Origin of the sequence: Nonomuraea sp. NPDC050790 (assembly GCF_044456745.1) — a bacterium.
In the GTDB taxonomy this organism is placed as follows: Bacteria; Actinomycetota; Actinomycetes; order Streptosporangiales; family Streptosporangiaceae; genus Nonomuraea.
This window is the reverse complement of the sequence record NZ_JBITGF010000001.1, coordinates 793825-808739: the sequence shown is the minus strand read 5'-3', so window position 1 is coordinate 808739 and position 14915 is coordinate 793825. Positions and strand designations below refer to the sequence as shown.

The window sequence follows — 14915 nt, the reverse complement described above, 5'->3', positions numbered from 1 at the left end:
CCACGATATCCGGGATTCACGATCAGCTCTCCCCGGGTGAACCCCAGCTCATAGGCTGGTCCCCTCGACACCTCGGGAGAACGATGACGTTCGGATGTGCGGGGAACCTGCCTGGCGAGGACGCCTCCTTCGTCGGGCGGCTCGGCGTGCTCGCCACGCTCAGACGGCACCTGGCCGAGGCGCGGCTGGTCACGGTCACGGGCCTCGGCGGCGTCGGCAAGACCCGCACCGCGCTGCGCCTGGCCCACGAGTGGCGTGAGCGTCACGCCCGCGGCGCCTGGTTCGCCGATCTGTCGGCGGTGACGGGCCCGGATCAGGTCCGGTCCGCGATCGGCGCGGCGCTGGGGGACGGCGCGCGCGACGGGCTGCTCGTGCTCGACGGCTGCGAGCGGGTGGCGCCGGTCTGCGCGCGGGTGGCCGGGGAACTGCTGCGGACGGCGCCCGGTCTGCGCGCCCTGGTGACCAGCCGGATGCCGCTGGGCGTACCGGAGGAGCGGGTGGTGCCGCTGGCGCCGATGGAGACGGCGGGCGCCGACAACGAGGCCGTGCGGCTGTTCGCCGACCGGGCCCGCGCCGTGCAGCCCGGCTTCGAGCTCGACGAGCTGACGGTCGCCGCGGTGGCCGAGCTGTGCGCGCGCCTGGACGGCATCCCGCTGGCGATCGAGCTCGCCGCGCTGCGACTCACGAGCCGGTCGGTGAACGGCATCGCCGCCGGGCTGAAGGACCGCTTCGACCTGCTGACCGGGCCGGCCGGTCGCCCGAGCCTGCACGACTCCCTCACCCGCGGCTACGACCTGTGCGAGCCCGCCGAGCGCCTGCTGTGGGCCCGGCTGTCGGTCTTCGCGGGCGACTTCGACCTCGAGGCCGCCCGCCACGTGTGCGGCGAGGAGACGGCCGGCGGCATCGAGTCCCTGGTGAACGCCCTGGTGGACAAGTCGGTCCTGCTCGTCAGGACCGACTACCTCGGCACCCGCTACAAGCTGCTCGCGACCCTCGCCGAGTACGGCGCGCGCCGGCTGGGCGACAGCCGCGAGATCCGCCACCGGCACCTGGTGTACTACCTCGGGCTGGCCACCCGCAGCGAACAGGACTGGTCGGGCCCGCGCCAGATGTACTGGTTCGAGCGCATGCGCCAGGAACACGACAACGTGCGGGTGGCGCTGGAGCACGCCCTGCACACGCCCGGCGAGGGCGCGCTCGCGCTGCGGCTGCTGTCGTCGCTCTGGTTCATGTGGGTGTGCTGTGGTTTCGCCGCGGAGGGCCGCAAGTACCTGGAACGCGCGCTACGCGCCAACCCCGAGCCGAGCCCGGAGCGGTGCAAGGCGATGTGGGTGCTGTCGTACGTGCGCAGCGCCCAGGGCGACAGCATGGGCGCGATGGAGACGGCCGACCGGTGCGGCGCGGAGGCGCGGATGATCGGCGACTCCAGGGCGCTCATCCTGTCCACCAAGATGGAGGGCACCGCCGCGCTGCTCCAGGGCGACCTGAGCAAGGCCAGCACGCTGCTGCGGGTGGCGATCGAGTTCAACGCCGACAGCGCGGCGCTGAACCCGGGCATGCTGCCCGCCGTCGTCGAGCTCGGAATCGTGCTGACCAAGCAGGGGGCGCTGGAGGAGGCCGAGTCGATCCTGCTGGACTGCCTGGGCACCTGCGAGGAGCTTCAGGAGCTGTCGGTCCGGTCCTACGCGCACTGGACGCTGGCGATGACGCGGCTGGCCATGGGCCAGACCGAGCAGGCGCTGCGCGATGTCAGGACGACCCTGCGCCTGAAGCGCCCCTTCCACGACACCCTGGGCATCCTGCTCGCGCTGCAGACCGCCGCCGACGTCCACGCCGCCCTGGAGCAGCCCGCGCTCTCGGTCCGCCTGCTCGGCGCGCTGAAGGAGAACTGGAAGAGCGCCGGGCTGCCGATGCTGGGCGCCCCGTGGCTCACCGAAGACCACGACAGGCTGGTGCAGAAGTGCCACAAGGCTCTGGGCGAGCACGCCTACCAGGAGGCCTTCGACTCCGGCATGCGGCTGGACCTGCCGGCGGCGACCGCCCTGGCGCTGGGGACACGACCGGCGGGTGAGCTGGCCGAGCTGCGGATCAGGGTCGCGGACCCGGCGGGCGCCGCGCTCGTCGAGGAGGCCGTCGAGCGGGTCGCCCGGGGCTTCGGCTTCGCCATGCTGGCCGAGGACGGCGTCATCCACGGCCTGCGCTCCTTCGAGGAGGAGAGCGTGCCGGAGGAGCAGCGCCTGGAGGAGATGGACCACCGCCTGCGCGAGGAGCCGCCCGAGGAGCCGTCGCTCGCCCGGCTCCACGCCGCGCTGCGCACGTCCCGTCATGCCGTGGTGCTGGTGAACCGGACCCTCGTGGTGCACGTCCGGGGCGAGATCGTGACCAGGCGCCTGTCCTCGGCCGAGCAGGCGTTCCTGCGCAGCCGCCCGCACCTGTTCGACGACCCCGACGGGCTGCTCGCGGAGTTCAGGCAGCTCGCCACGGAGTCGGCGGTGGACGGCTCGGTCCGGGCGGGACGCGACTACGACCAGGGGATCGCCGCGCAACTGGGCGTCCCCGTAGCCGTCGCGATCAAGGCGTGGGGCGACCCGGAGGGCTACGAGATCTCGGCGAACTCCCCGCCCTGGACCAGGCAGGGCTACACCGACTGCAGGCTCACCGCGCTGATCATCGAACCGCCTCCGAGCACCCGCCTGCCGTCCCGCAAGGTGATCGCGAAGGTCTGCCCGCCGGGCCCGCTGTCGCGCGAGTACGCCAGACACCGGCTCGCGCTGGAGCTGAGCGCGATGAGGTTCCGGCAGAAGCACCTGGTCGGCCTGCTGCCCCATCCGCCGCGCGTGGACGGCACCGGCGAGCGTGTGTTCTTCCAGGAAGTGGCCGGCGGCAGCCTGACCGACATGGTGCAGATGGCCGAGCTGACCTCGCCCCACGAGATCGTCCTGGCGTTCCAGCGCGTCGTCAGGGGCGTGCTGTGCGAGTGGAACCCGTATCCGGTCAAGGTCGCCAAGGACCTGGACTCGGGTGAGTACCTGCGCGCCGAGCTGGGCGAGCGGTTCGGCGAGGGAGGAAAGCTGCGGGCGTGGGCGCGCGAGTGCGGGCTGCTGGAGCCGGAGCGGCGCTGGATCTGGTTCTGGGGCGACCGCTCGGCGAAGGTGCTGCCCAATCCGCTGGCCATGGCCGCCGGGGACATCGTCGGCCGCGACCCCGTCCAGCACCTGCGCGGCTTCTCCCACGGCGACCTCCACCACGGCAACGTCCTGATCCCCCGCTCCGACACCGGCGAGCTCCAGGCCGAGCTGTTCCGGCTCATCGACCTGACCACGTTCGAGAGGTCCGCCCCGCTGGCCAGGGATCCGGCGATGCTGGTGCTGTCGGTCATCGCCAGGCAGGTCCCGCTGCCTTCGGAGGAGCTGTTCGACCTGATCGCGCGGGGCCGGGGTGAGCACGACCTCGTCGGGCCGCTGGTCCGTTCCCTCTACGACGAGAAGCTCGTGCCCCAGGGCTTCCGCGACGACTGGCGCCACCAGCTCCTGCTGTCGCTGCTGGCCGCGGCGCTGACCCACTGCGCGTTCGGCGACGTGGACGAGCGCCTGAAGTGGTGGTTCTTCCGGCTGGCCGCCCGCTGCGGCGCCGCGTACCTGCGCCGGACCGGCTCCGGGGACCCGCCGGAGGCGAGCGTGCACCCGCTGCGGTTTGAGCACATGCGCGGCTTCGACATGCGCAGACGCTGAACCCGTCCTTTTACACACTTCCTCGGCTGAACCCCCGCGGTGCGGGCCCCGTACAACCGGGCGCCACCACCCAGCATCCTCAGCAAAGGGATCAGTCATGAAGAAGCTCGCCGTCTCCGGCCTGGCCGTGGCCGCCGCCCTGACCGCCTCCTCCCTGGTCTCCGCCCCCGCGCAGGCCACCACTCCGGTCTATCTCGCCGCCACGCTCACCGGCGCCAACGAGGTTCCCACGCCCGGTCAGAGGGTCGGCGACCGCGACGGCCGCGCCGTCGCCGTCTTCCGCGTCCACGGCAGCCGGGTCGACTACGCCGTCCGCTGGAACCGGGTGGCCGCACCGACCGCGTTCCACATCCACCAGGGCAGGGCCGGCAGGAACGGCGACGTCAAGATCCCGTTCTTCGGCGCCGCGCTGCCCGGCAACCTCAGCGCGGTCAAGGGCACGGTGTTCGTCAACGACGGCGGCCTGCTGCGGCGCATCGCCGGCAACCCGAGGAACTGGTACGCCAACCTCCACACCGCCGAGTTCGGCGGCGGCGCGGTGCGCGCCCAGCTTCAGCGCATCCGCCCGGTGGCGCTGGAGTCCGTGCTCGCCTACGGCTCCGGCCGTACGCTGACGTCGCTGGCCACCGGCGCGCAGGAGGTGCCCGCCCCCGGCCAGAAGGCCGGCGACCGCGACGGCCGCGCCGCGTGGCTGGTGTGGGCCAGGGGCACCCGGGTCTGGTTCGCGGCCGCCTGGTCCAGGATCGGTCCGCCCACCAACGGCCACATCCACCGCGGCGCCAGGGGCGTGAACGGCCCCGTCGTGGCCGACTTCTTCGCCGACAAGAAGGGCCTGCCCGCCTCGATCACCGGCGCCGCCGGGGCGACGAGCGCCAAGGCCGACGTGGTACGGCGTATCAACAGGAACCCGAAGAACTGGTACACGAACCTGCACACCAAGGAGTTCCCCGGCGGCGCCGTACGCGGGCAGCTCCACCGCGGCGGCTGGTAGCCAACGTCAGCGCGTCCGCCCCCGCGGCTTGAGCCGGATGCCCGGCAGCTCGGGGGCGGGCAGCGGCGCGCCGTCGAACCCGCGCACCGCGCCGAACCCCTGACCCTCCATCCACTCCTTGCGATAGGCGGCGATGTCGTCATGGGAACGGCCGACGAAGTTCCACCACATGACGATCTCCTCCGCGAACGGCTCGCCGCCGATCAGCAGCACCCGCCCGCGCCCCTCCAGCACGATCCGCTCCCGGCCGGGCGGCAGGTACAGCAGGGGACCGGCGGGCACCTGCCCGATCGAGCCGTCGAGCAGCAGCAGCCCGTGCTCGAACCCCGCCTCGACGGCCAGCTCGGCGCGGCCGTCCACGGCGATCTCCGCGCCGATCAGCGGCGTGTAGGCCGTGGCGGGGGAAGGACCGCCCATCAGGACGCGCGAACGGTGGCCAGGTCCTTCCAGCACCGGCAGGTCGGCGTGGTGCTCGAAGGCGGGCTCCACGCCCCGGTGCTCCTCGGGCAGCGCCACCCAGAGCTGGACCCCGTGCAGCGTGCCGCCCTCCGCGGACTCCTCGGAGTGGGAGATGCCGCGCCCGGCGGTCATGAGGTTGAGCTGGCCCGGCCGTACCGCCTGAAGGCTGCCCAGGCTGTCGCGGTGCAGCACCTCCCCCTCGACCAGCCAGCTCACGGTCTGCAGCCCGGTGTGCGGGTGCGGCGGCACCCGCATCGCCGCCACCTCGGGGCCGTAGGCGTCCACGAAGCACCAGGCGCCGATCATGCGGCGGTGGACGTGGGGAAGGGTGCGGGTCACGCGCATCGCGCGCGGCCCGCCCAGGGGGACCTCGCGCCCGGTCAGCAGCTCCGTCTCCTGCGGGCCGCCGGCCGCGCCGACGACCTCCTGCGGGTCGCGCTCCAGGTTGCTCACACCACGACTGTACGCGCGCCGCCCTGCGCGGCCCTCGCCGTACACCCTGATCTGGAGCGCCCCTAGTAGACGGAGATGTGCGGGTGGTCGTAGTGGTTGGCGGTGGTGCCGCCGCGGTCGGTCATGGTGCGCCACTGGCCGGTGCGCACGTGCCAGATGCGCTGGCGGTAGATCACGTACATGATGCCGAGGCGCTTGGCGTTCTTGACGACCCACTCGCAGATCTCGTTGCCGCGGGCGATCTCGGCGGCTGAGGGCATGGCGCCGCCGCGGCTGAGCATGAAGTCGCAGGCGCGGCCGAGGGGGTGCTCGCCGCCGTCCCTGATCGAGCGGTAGCAGCCGATGCCGAACGGCACCTCGAAACGCTCCTGGACGAGCTGCTTGACCAGGCGCATGCGCGGGGTGATGTTGTCCTCGCCCGAGGGGAGCTGCGGGACGAAGGTGCCGTCGCGGCGGGCGCCGGGCACGTCGTGAAGCTGCTCGATCTTGTCGCGCATCTTCTCGATCAGCTTCTCGGCCTTCTTCTTGCGGTCCTCCAGGTCCTCGACGGTCGCGCGCAGCTCCTCCTCCTGGGCCGCCGACTCCTCCTGGGCGCGCTGGAATTCATCGCGTACCTGGGCGAAGCCCCGCAGCCTGGAGTTCTGGACGTCGACCAGGTGCCGGTTGAGCGCGAGCCGGTTGAGCAGGGACTCGGGGTCGCCGCCGCCGCTGAACATGTTGGCCAGGTTGGGCTCGCCGCTCATGTACTGGGTGGTGCCCATGAGGCGCAGGTTGGTGGCCTCGCGGTCGTAGACGGCCTGGGCGCCGCTGAGGCGTTCGCGGGCGGCCTTCTCGGTCTTGTCGACCTTCTGGAGCTTCACGCGGCTGCTGTAGTAGTCGGTGATGAGCTTGTCGGACTCCTTCTGGAGGGCGGCGAGCTCCTTCTTGAGCTGCTTCACCGTCGGCTTGGGCTTGGCCGAGGCCGGTACCGGGGCCACGGCGAGCGTTACCGCCGCCGCCAGCGCCGCGAGTTTCCTCCACAGTGGCCCGCGCCGCACACCGGCGAGTGACGCAGCCGCCACGCTTCTCCTTCGACCGAGCCCACGGGCGGTCACCGTTCCTTAACCGCAGGCCGGGGGGCGCCCTCTGTCCGATCGAAGATAGTAGGGGATAGTGGGCTTAGAGATGCAATCAGGTCATTCGGTATCGCCTTGGTGGCGGCTCCCGCGTGCCTTCCTGACCGTTAAGTGCCGGTTCTCGCGGGCCTCCCCGGCCGTGAGGTGGCGGTTCTCGCGGGCCTTCCTGGCCGCGAGGTGGCGGCCGAGCAGGACCGAGCCCGGCAGCACGGCCATGCCCAGCAGGCTGCTGCCCAGGCCGAGGCCGAGATCGGCGTCGAGCAACTGGTCGCCGCCCTTGAGCACGGGCAGGTCCACCGACACCTTCAGCGACACCGACAGCAGCGGCTCGGGCTTCTTGCCCGGCGGCTCGCCGTTCGAGGGCGGGGGCTGCGTGGCGGGTGGGGGCTTGGTGGGTTCCGCCCTGGTCGGCTCGCCCTTCGTGGGCTCGCCCTTGGTCGGCTCGCCCTTGGTCGGCTCGGCGGGTTCCGGGCCGCGGGTCGGGTCGTCGTCGCGGGCGTGACTGCGCGTGGGCTCGGCGGTCCTGCCGGGAGTGCGGCCGGGCTCGCGGGTCGGCTCCAGGGTCCGCGTCGGCTCCCCCGCCACGGTGACGGGATCGGTGGGTACGCCGGCCGTGCCCGGATGCTCGCCCGGATCGGTGATCGTGGTGGCCGGAGGCATGGAGGGCGACCCGGTCGACGGTCCCGGCGTACGCTCAAGACCGGTCGCAGGCGGCGACAGCGGCCCCGAGCTGACCGGCGGCAACGCCCGCGCCGTCTCGATGGGCGGATCCTCCGTCCACATGACGAAGACCGAGACCACGGCGGCGGCCGTCGCCGCGATCAGCCCGCTGGCGACGGCGAACTTGGTCACCGGCGACAGCGTGCTGCGCGCGAACCCGGTCGCCACCTCGGCCCCGGCCGAGGGCACCAGCGGCAGCAGCGCGATGTGCGGGATGGTCAGCAGCCCCAGCCCCGCGCGTCCTCTTCGCTCCCACCCGCTCCCGTACGCCCTGCCCGCCACCCGCTCCAGCTCGCGTAAGAAGGCGGCGGCGGACGGCGGCCGCTCGGCCGGATCCTTGGCCATGCCGAACTCGACCAGCTCCCTGACGCGCTCGTCCACGTTGGCCAGCGGCGGCGGGACGTTCTGGTGCTGGTAGGCGAGGACCGCGGGGTCCTCGCCGGGGAAGGGGCGGTGCCCGGTCAGGCACTCGAAAAAGACGACGCTGGCGGCGTAGACGTCGGTGGCGGGCCCGGCGGGCGCGTCCTCCCACTGCTCGGGCGCCATGTACGACGGCGTGCCCACGTACGTGCCCGCCTCGCCGAACCGGGCGGCCAGGCCGAAGTCGACGAGCTTGCTGCCGCCGTCGGCGGTCACGATGACGTTCTCCGGCTTGAAGTCGCGGTGGACCACGCCGCGCCCGTGCGCCGCGGCCAGGCCGGTGAGGGCGCCCTTGAGCACGGCCAGCGCCGCCTCCGCGCCGGTGGCGCCCTCGTGGGTGAGCAGGCGGCGCAGGGTGATGCCGTCCACCAGCTCCATGACGATCGCGGCGTCGTCTTCGCCCTCGACGTATTCGTGGAGCCGGACGGTGTGCGGGCTGTCGAGTTCGGCGATGACCCTGGCCTCGTCGCGGAACCTGGCGACGAGCTCCTTGTCCTCGCGCAGCCGGGGCGACAGGTGCTTGATCGCCACGGGTAAGCCGTCCGACGTCCGGACGGCCAGCATGACCTGACCTGTGCCGCCGTGTCCGAGCTCCCGAATCTCCGTGTAGCCCGGAACCTGCATCGCGGAACCCCCTGGGCAAAAGATCCAGTATCCCGGACACTAGCCCGTATTGGCGGGCGGTACAACACGCTCCGTCGAGAAGCCGTGACGGGATCGGCAGAGCAGGTGAACCCCCGCCGCGCACCCCAGTCCCGCCGTCACCAGCCCCCACCAGGCCAGACCCGCCTCCAGCGCGGCCCCGACCAGCACGTTCCCCGCCGCGACGCCGATACCGGAGACGGTGCTGTAGAGGCCGTAGTAGGTGCCGATCCGCTCACCGCCGAAGCCCGCGACGACGGCCATCTCGAACGGGTAGACGATCATGCTCCCGGCCGTGAGCAGGACGGTGGCGGCCAGCACCGCCACGGTCGCGGGCAGCCCGGCCGCCATGAGGCCGGGCGGGGCGAAGGCCAGGCCCATCAGCGCCAGCCCGCGGGTGATCGCCTGCCCGGGCGTCCAGCGCGCCGCCGCCCAGGCCGTCACCTTCACCTGGCCGAGCACGGCCATGGCCCCGGACACCACGAAGATCCACACCGCCTGTCCCGGTACGGCCAGCGGCAGGCTCAGGTAGACCTGGAATCCCAGCACGTAGGAACCGGTCATGACCAGCGCGAACCGGCGGAACCCCCGGTCGCCGAACGCGGCCCGCCAGTCGGCCGCCATCGGTACACCGGCCCGGCTGCCCCGGCGCGGCGGCAACGCCCTGGCCTGGGCGAGCGCGAGCACCGCGAACAGCGCCGCCGCGATCAGGCAGGTCAGCCGGAAGGCGACGCCGTTGAGCAGCAGCCCGAGCGGCGGGCCGGCCAGGATTCCGGCCTGATAGAAGACGTTGAACAGCGCGAACGCCTCCACCTTTCGCTCCCCCGCCTCCTGAGCCAGGTAGGCGCGGGCGGCCGGGTTGAAGAACGCCCCGGCGAGGCCCGTCAGCGCGGAGGCGGCCAGGAGCGCGGGCACCGCCTCGACCAGTCCGAGCATCGCGAACCCCGCGGTGCGCAGCAGGAGGCCGGTGAGGATCATCGGCTTGTAGCCGAGCCGGTCGGCCAGACCGCCGCCGACCAGGAACAGTCCCTGCTGACACAGGTTCCGCACCCCGAGCACCAGCGCCGCCACCCACACCGCCAGCCCCAGGTCGCCGGTGAGGTGGGCGGCCAGGTACGGCATGAGCATGTAGAAGCCGACGTTGATGGTGAGCTGGTTGACCATGAGCAACCGAATCGGCCTGCTGTGACCGGACACCCGCCCAGCCATCAACCCAGAGCCCCCACCCCGCCTCACGACTCTTCACCCACCCGACACCGCGACTCGTCTCCCGCCCAGCGCCGCGACCAGCCGCCGCCGGGCCTCACGATCGGGCTCCCGATCGTCTTCACGGCTGGGCCCGTGCTCGGCACCACGGCGGGACCCTGGCCGGGCCTCATGGGCGGGCTCCCGATGGGCGGGTGACGGCGGTGCAGCGGGTCCAGCGGTTGGCCTCGGCGGCGGCCGGGTGGGGTAGCTCGTCGGGTTCCGGCTCGGGTTTGCCGTCGAGCAGGCCGTGTTCGGCGCAGTAGGCGTCGCCGTACACCGTGTCGAAGTAACGTTCGGGGCCGTCGGGGAAGACGGCGGCGATGCGGGTGCCCGGCGGCTCGCGTCTGGCCAGCCACGAGGCGACCAGCGCGACCGCGCCGACGCTCCACCCGCCGGTGGCGTAGCGGGCGGCGGCCAGGCGGCGGCAGGCCCAGACGGCCTCGGCGGGCGCCACCCAGTGGACCTCGCGGAAGGCGTCGTAGGCGACGTTGGCGGGGTGGATGCTGCTGCCCAGGCCACGCATCAGGCGCGGCCGGGCGGGCTGGCCGAAGATGGTCGAGCCGACGGTGTCCACGCCGACCAGGCGCAGGTCCGGGTTGTGTGCGCGCAGCACCCGGTGGATGCCCGCGCTGTGCCCGCCGGTGCCGACGCTGCACACGAGCACGTCGACGCGGCCGAGCTGGACGGTGAGCTCGGCGGCGAGCCCGGCGTAGGCGGCGGCGTTGTCGGGGTTGGCGTACTGGTCGGGACAGTAGGAGTCGGGCTCCGCCGCCATGAGCTCCCTGACGCGGGCGCGCCGCGCGGCCTGCCAGCCGCCTTCCGGGTACGGCTCGGCCACGACCTCCACCCGCGCCCCGTAGGCGAGTAGCAGGCGGCGCATGAGCGGCTCCATGCCGGGGTCGGCCACGAGCGTGACGGGATGGCCGTGGACGACCCCGGCCAGTGCCAGCCCGAGGCCGAGCGTGCCGCTGGTCGACTCGATGATCGGGGCGCCGGGCCGCAGGGTGCCGCGCCTGCGGGCCTCGGCCACCATGTGCAGGGCGGGACGGTCCTTGATGCCGCCGGGGTTGCAGCCCTCAAGCTTGGCCCAGAAGCCGCGCTCGCCGCCTGTCCAGAGCTCGGGCACCCACAACACCGGGGTGTTGCCGACGAGTCCTGATATATCCACGTGTTTCTCCTGTGCTGAGGTACGAATGAGGTGCACCAGAGGCGCTTCCACACCCGGCTCACAGATGAGGCGCGCCGGAGCGCCTTCCCATCGCGCTCACGGAAAAGGAGCGCCGGGACGCTCCCAGATCCAGCTCACGAACGAGGGACGCCGGGGCGCATCCCCATCGGGCTCACGGATGCGGGGATGCCGCGGCGCTTACCACCGGGCTCACGGATGCGGGGGCGCCGGGGCGCTTACCACCGAGCTCACGGTTGAGGGGGCGCCGGGGCGCTTCCCGATCCGCCTCGCGGATGTGGGGCGCCGAAGCGCTTCTACATTCGGCTCACGCACAGGAGGGCGAGCAGGGCGGCGGGCCGTACGGACGGCTGGGCCTGGGGCGGCGTGGCGGCGGCGAGCGGGCAGGCGGCGGCGCGCCCCTGCTGGCCGGGGGCGGGCGCGTCGACGGCGGGAGGCTGCGCGGCGGGGGCGTCGCAGGACGCCTCGTGCTCGTGGGGGTGCGTGCCGGTGTCGCAGGCGGACGCCCCGGCGGGCCGCGGGGTGTCGGCGTGCGCGTGCGGTCCGGCCATGCACAGGAGGGCGAGCACGGCCATGAGCGCCACGAACGGCCTCCAGGACATGGCGTGCACGTTACATCACGCTGCGTGAGTGCCGCCCCGCCGACGCGACAGTTTTTACTACTTCCTATAGTAGTCGCCGCGCCACATTTGCCCACTTACCCCACCGGGGTATACCGTGACCGCGCAGATCGACGAACGGAGCTTCACCCATGTCCACGCACCACGAACACCACGGCCACCCCGGCCACGGTGACCACGCGGCGCACGAACAGCACGACGGCCACAGCACGCCCGACGCCCACAGTGCGTCCAGTGCGCACACTGCATACAGTGCGCACGACGGCCACAGCGCCGACCAGGCTGCCACTGGCACGCACAGCAGCCACGACGGTCACGATGGACATGGCGTGCACAGCGGCCACGGCAGTCATGGTGGACACGGCGGTCACGATGGACATGGCGCGGACAGTGGCCATGGTGCCCACGGTGGGCACGGGGCTCATGGGGCTACGACGTGGAAGATGGCGGCGGTGGCCACGTTGCACTGTCTTACCGGGTGCGCCATCGGCGAGGTGCTGGGCATGGTGATCGGTACCGCGCTGGGCTGGAGCAACGTGGCCACCATCGCCCTGGCCGTCGGCCTGGCGTTCGTGTTCGGCTACGCGCTGACCATGGTCGGCGTGCTCAGGGCCGGTGTGGGCTTCAAGCAGGCGCTGAAGGTCGCCCTGGCCGCCGACACCGTCTCGATCCTGGTCATGGAGATCGTGGACAACGGTGTCATGGTGGTCGTGCCCGGCGCCATGGACGCCGGGCTGGCCTCAGGACTGTTCTGGGGCGCGCTGGCCTTCGCCTTCCTGGTCGCCTTCGTGGTGACCACGCCGGTCAACAAGTGGCTGATCGGCAGGGGCAAGGGACACGCCGTCGTCCACGCCTACCACTAGGCCGGGTTGTTGGCGTGGGTGAGCGTCTCCCAGCCCAGGAAGTGGCTCACCCCGGCCGGGCGGCCCTGCTCGACGAGCCGCTGCGTACGGGACATGCCGATGCCCATCCGGTTGCGCAGCGCGTTGAAGCCCACCTCGAAGGTCGGCCCGAGGCCCAGCTTCACCGAGCCGCCGCACAGCCAGGACGGCACCGGCTCGCCCAGTTGCAGCCCGGCGTGGAAGCCCATCGCGTGCCGCAGCCGGTCCTTGCCCTCGGCGTAGAGGTCGAGGCCCTGGTGGCGGGCGGTCTCCGCCACGTGTACGGCGGCGGCGATCCCCCAGCCCGTGTGGCCGAAGTCGCGGCAGGTCTCCTGGGCCAGGCCGTTGACGAACGTGGTCTGGCCGTGCCAGTAGTCGATCAGCTCGTCACGGGTGTCGTACCTGCTGCCCGGGGCCTGCTTGGGCAGGGAGCCGTCGGTGGTCAGGTAGACGTAGGCGGCCAGGCGGCCGCGCCAGGTCCTGACCGCGCGGTCGAAGGAGGCCTGGTCGTCGAGGTGGACGGCGATGCCGATCGCCGCGTCCATCATGATCAGTTCCCAGTTGCCGTTGGTGTTGGGGCTGCCCGGCAGGACGGTCGGCAGGTAGACGGTGCGCAGTTTGGTGGCGAAGCGGCCGGCGTTGGTCCAGCCGGTGTAGGTGTGCTTCATGAGCTCGGCGGCGCGGGAGAACGAGGCGCCTGCCCAGCCGGTCTGCAGCCGGGCGTTGTGCCCCGTGTGCTCGGTGATCACGGCCGACCAGGCGTCCATGGTCTGGATCGCCTTCTTGGCGTGGCGGTCGTCGCGGGTCAGGTACCACTGCAGCGCGTGCGTGTAGGCGGCCATCGCGTCGTTGCGCTCGTCCGAGCAGCCGTGGTTGGGGTTGGAGGACGGCCCGCACTCGACGTTGGCGCGCGGCTTGGCGGTGTAGGACAGCGAGGCGAACGAGCTCGCGCGCAGCGCCGTCCACGCCGACTTCCAGGGCTCCGCGCCCAGGTTGGCCTTGACGTGGTCGAGCTGGGCCCGGCTGACGAGGACGCCGGGGTGGTTGAAGGCAGCTCCGACCTTTTGCGCCGAAGCCGGCTGGACCGGTACGGCCAGCGCGACGGCTAACAGAAGGGCAACGAGGACAGGGCGCACGACGGACTCCTTACCGCAGCGGGGCAGACATCGGGTGTCTGACACCCATCCAAGCCAGGGGTCGGAGTTCCGGTCAACGACTCGCGGAAAACTGAGCGCAAAGCGGGAAGACTAGGCAGTAAGCCGGGAAACTGGGCGCAACCGAAGAACCGGGCGCGAAGCCGGGAGACTAGGCGCGCCCTCTAGAGACCAGGTGCGCAGCCTAGAGACCAGGTGCGCAACCGGGAGACCAGGTGCGAAGCCGGGAGACTACGCGGAAAGAAGGGTCCGGTCGGCCAGGAGGCGGCGGACGTTGAGGGCGGCGGCGCGGCCGGCCCGGTTGGCGCCGATGGTGCTGGCCGAGGGGCCGTAGCCGACGAGCTGAAGGCGGGGCTCCCTGACGGCCTGGGTGCCGTCCACCTTGATGCCGCCGCCGGGTTCGCGCAGCTTCAGCGGCGCCAAATGGTCGAGGGCGGAGCGGAAGCCGGTGGCCCAGACGATGGCGTCCACACGCTCGTGCCGCCCGTCGGGCCAGGTGAGCCCGTCGGGGGTGATCCTGGAGAACATCGGCAACCGGTTCAGCACGCCCTTCTCACGGGCCGCCCTGATCACCGGGGTGGAGCCGAGCCCGGTGACGCTGACCACGCTCTGCGGCGGCAGGCCCTGCCGTACCCGCTGCTCGACCAGGGCGACCGCGTCCCGCCGTTCCACCTCGCCGAACTCGTCGTCGCGCCAGACGGGCTCGCGCCTGGTCGTCCAGAGCGTTCCCGAGGCCACGCCGGCCAGTTCCGACAGCACGTGCATGGCGGAGGCGCCGCCGCCCACGACCGCCACCCGCTGCCCGGCGAACTCCGCCGGCCCCCGGTAGGCGGCGTAGTGGATCTGGCGGCCGAGGAAGCCGGCGCCGCCGGGGTAGTAGGGCCAGTGGGGGCGGGTCCAGGTGCCGGTGGCGTTCACCACGGCCCGCGCGGACCAGTCGCCGCGCGAGGTGGACACCAGCAGCCGCTCGCCGGGGCCGCGCTCGACCGCGGCCACCCGGACCGGGCGCAGCACGTCCAGGCCGATCGCCCGCTCGTAGGCGCCGTAGTAGGCGGGGACCGCCTCGCGAGCCGGTGCGGCGCCGTCCTGGTGGTCCTCCTGGCGGACGCCCGGCAGGTCGAAGATGCTGTGGATCTTGTCCATGGTCAGCGACGGCGAGCGGTGCCGCCACGCGCCGCCGGGCCCCTCCTCCGCGTCGAGCACCACGGTGTCCAGGCCGAAGCGGCGCAGGAAGTAGGCGCTGGACAGGCCCGCCTGTCCAGCGCCGATGACCATGACGTCAGTGATGTCCACGA

At 72.4% G+C, this 14915-nt stretch carries 12 protein-coding genes; 3 read left to right on the top strand and 9 right to left on the bottom strand.

The window, feature by feature from the left end:
* Positions 1 to 83 precede the first annotated feature (83 nt).
* Together ACIBEJ_RS03720 and ACIBEJ_RS03715 are read left to right on the top strand one after the other, a co-directional pair.
* Positions 84 to 3731 (top strand): ATP-binding protein, encoded by a 3648-nt coding sequence (locus ACIBEJ_RS03720; RefSeq protein ID WP_397181031.1) that lies wholly within the window; start codon positions 84 to 86, stop codon positions 3729 to 3731.
* A 97-nt stretch (positions 3732 to 3828) separates the two neighbouring features.
* Positions 3829 to 4722 carry a CHRD domain-containing protein gene (locus ACIBEJ_RS03715; protein ID WP_397181030.1) on the top strand — a complete coding sequence of 298 codons (894 nt, stop codon included), beginning with the start codon at positions 3829 to 3831 and terminating at the stop codon, positions 4720 to 4722.
* A 6-nt stretch (positions 4723 to 4728) separates the two neighbouring features.
* On the opposite strand, the gene ACIBEJ_RS03710 is transcribed toward ACIBEJ_RS03715, so the two are convergent.
* The 7 genes from ACIBEJ_RS03710 to ACIBEJ_RS03680 all read right to left on the bottom strand — a co-directional run bounded on the left by ACIBEJ_RS03710 (position 4729) and on the right by ACIBEJ_RS03680 (position 11965).
* Positions 4729 to 5634 carry a pirin family protein gene (locus tag ACIBEJ_RS03710; protein ID WP_397181029.1) on the bottom strand — a complete coding sequence of 302 codons (906 nt, stop codon included), beginning with the start codon at positions 5632 to 5634 and terminating at the stop codon, positions 4729 to 4731.
* Positions 5635 to 5696: 62 nt separating this feature from the next.
* A complete protein-coding gene (locus ACIBEJ_RS03705) occupies positions 5697 to 6695 on the bottom strand; it encodes a coiled-coil domain-containing protein (RefSeq protein WP_397181028.1) in 999 nt (332 codons plus the stop codon).
* 114 nt (positions 6696 to 6809) lie between these two features.
* Complete coding sequence (locus ACIBEJ_RS03700; protein ID WP_397181027.1) at positions 6810 to 8513, bottom strand: protein kinase; 1704 nt, start codon at positions 8511 to 8513, stop codon at positions 6810 to 6812.
* 39 nt (positions 8514 to 8552) lie between these two features.
* On the bottom strand, positions 8553 to 9740 hold the full coding sequence (locus tag ACIBEJ_RS03695; RefSeq protein ID WP_397181026.1) for an MFS transporter: 1188 nt from the start codon (positions 9738 to 9740) through the stop codon (positions 8553 to 8555).
* A 166-nt stretch (positions 9741 to 9906) separates the two neighbouring features.
* A complete protein-coding gene (locus tag ACIBEJ_RS03690; protein ID WP_397181025.1) occupies positions 9907 to 10947 on the bottom strand; it encodes a PLP-dependent cysteine synthase family protein in 1041 nt (346 codons plus the stop codon).
* 314 nt (positions 10948 to 11261) lie between these two features.
* Positions 11262 to 11567: a hypothetical protein gene (locus ACIBEJ_RS03685; protein ID WP_397181024.1), complete on the bottom strand. Its 306-nt coding sequence runs from the start codon at positions 11565 to 11567 to the stop codon at positions 11262 to 11264.
* A gap of 143 nt (positions 11568 to 11710) precedes the next feature.
* Positions 11711 to 11965: a hypothetical protein gene (locus ACIBEJ_RS03680; RefSeq protein ID WP_397181023.1), complete on the bottom strand. Its 255-nt coding sequence runs from the start codon at positions 11963 to 11965 to the stop codon at positions 11711 to 11713.
* Between the two features lie 63 nt (positions 11966 to 12028).
* Between ACIBEJ_RS03680 and ACIBEJ_RS03675 the strand changes: the two genes are divergently transcribed.
* On the top strand, positions 12029 to 12448 hold the full coding sequence (locus tag ACIBEJ_RS03675; RefSeq protein ID WP_397181022.1) for a DUF4396 domain-containing protein: 420 nt from the start codon (positions 12029 to 12031) through the stop codon (positions 12446 to 12448).
* Here the strand turns inward: ACIBEJ_RS03675 and ACIBEJ_RS03670 are convergent.
* Positions 12445 to 13602, bottom strand: a complete 1158-nt coding sequence (locus ACIBEJ_RS03670; protein WP_397181021.1) for an alginate lyase family protein — start codon at positions 13600 to 13602, stop codon at positions 12445 to 12447. The two genes, ACIBEJ_RS03675 and ACIBEJ_RS03670, sit on opposite strands and share 4 nt — an antisense overlap.
* Before the next feature lie 249 nt (positions 13603 to 13851).
* On the bottom strand, positions 13852 to 14913 hold the full coding sequence (locus tag ACIBEJ_RS03665; protein WP_397181020.1) for an FAD-dependent oxidoreductase: 1062 nt from the start codon (positions 14911 to 14913) through the stop codon (positions 13852 to 13854).
* Positions 14914 to 14915 lie beyond the last annotated feature (2 nt).

What these genes read in the sequence shown, in the direction of transcription:
- ACIBEJ_RS03695 (WP_397181026.1), bottom strand. Translation starts at nt 9,740, where the DNA reads ATGGCTGGGCGGGTGTCCGGTCACAGCAGGCCGATTCGGTTGCTCATG.
- ACIBEJ_RS03700 (WP_397181027.1), bottom strand. Translation starts at nt 8,513, where the DNA reads ATGCAGGTTCCGGGCTACACGGAGATTCGGGAGCTCGGACACGGCGGC.
- ACIBEJ_RS03720 (WP_397181031.1), top strand. Translation starts at nt 84, where the DNA reads ATGACGTTCGGATGTGCGGGGAACCTGCCTGGCGAGGACGCCTCCTTC.
- ACIBEJ_RS03675 (WP_397181022.1), top strand. Translation starts at nt 12,029, where the DNA reads ATGGCGGCGGTGGCCACGTTGCACTGTCTTACCGGGTGCGCCATCGGC.
- ACIBEJ_RS03680 (WP_397181023.1), bottom strand. Translation starts at nt 11,965, where the DNA reads ATGTCCATCGTGACCGCCGTGTCCACCATGACTGCCGTGGCCGCTGTG.
- ACIBEJ_RS03715 (WP_397181030.1), top strand. Translation starts at nt 3,829, where the DNA reads ATGAAGAAGCTCGCCGTCTCCGGCCTGGCCGTGGCCGCCGCCCTGACC.
- ACIBEJ_RS03685 (WP_397181024.1), bottom strand. Translation starts at nt 11,567, where the DNA reads ATGTCCTGGAGGCCGTTCGTGGCGCTCATGGCCGTGCTCGCCCTCCTG.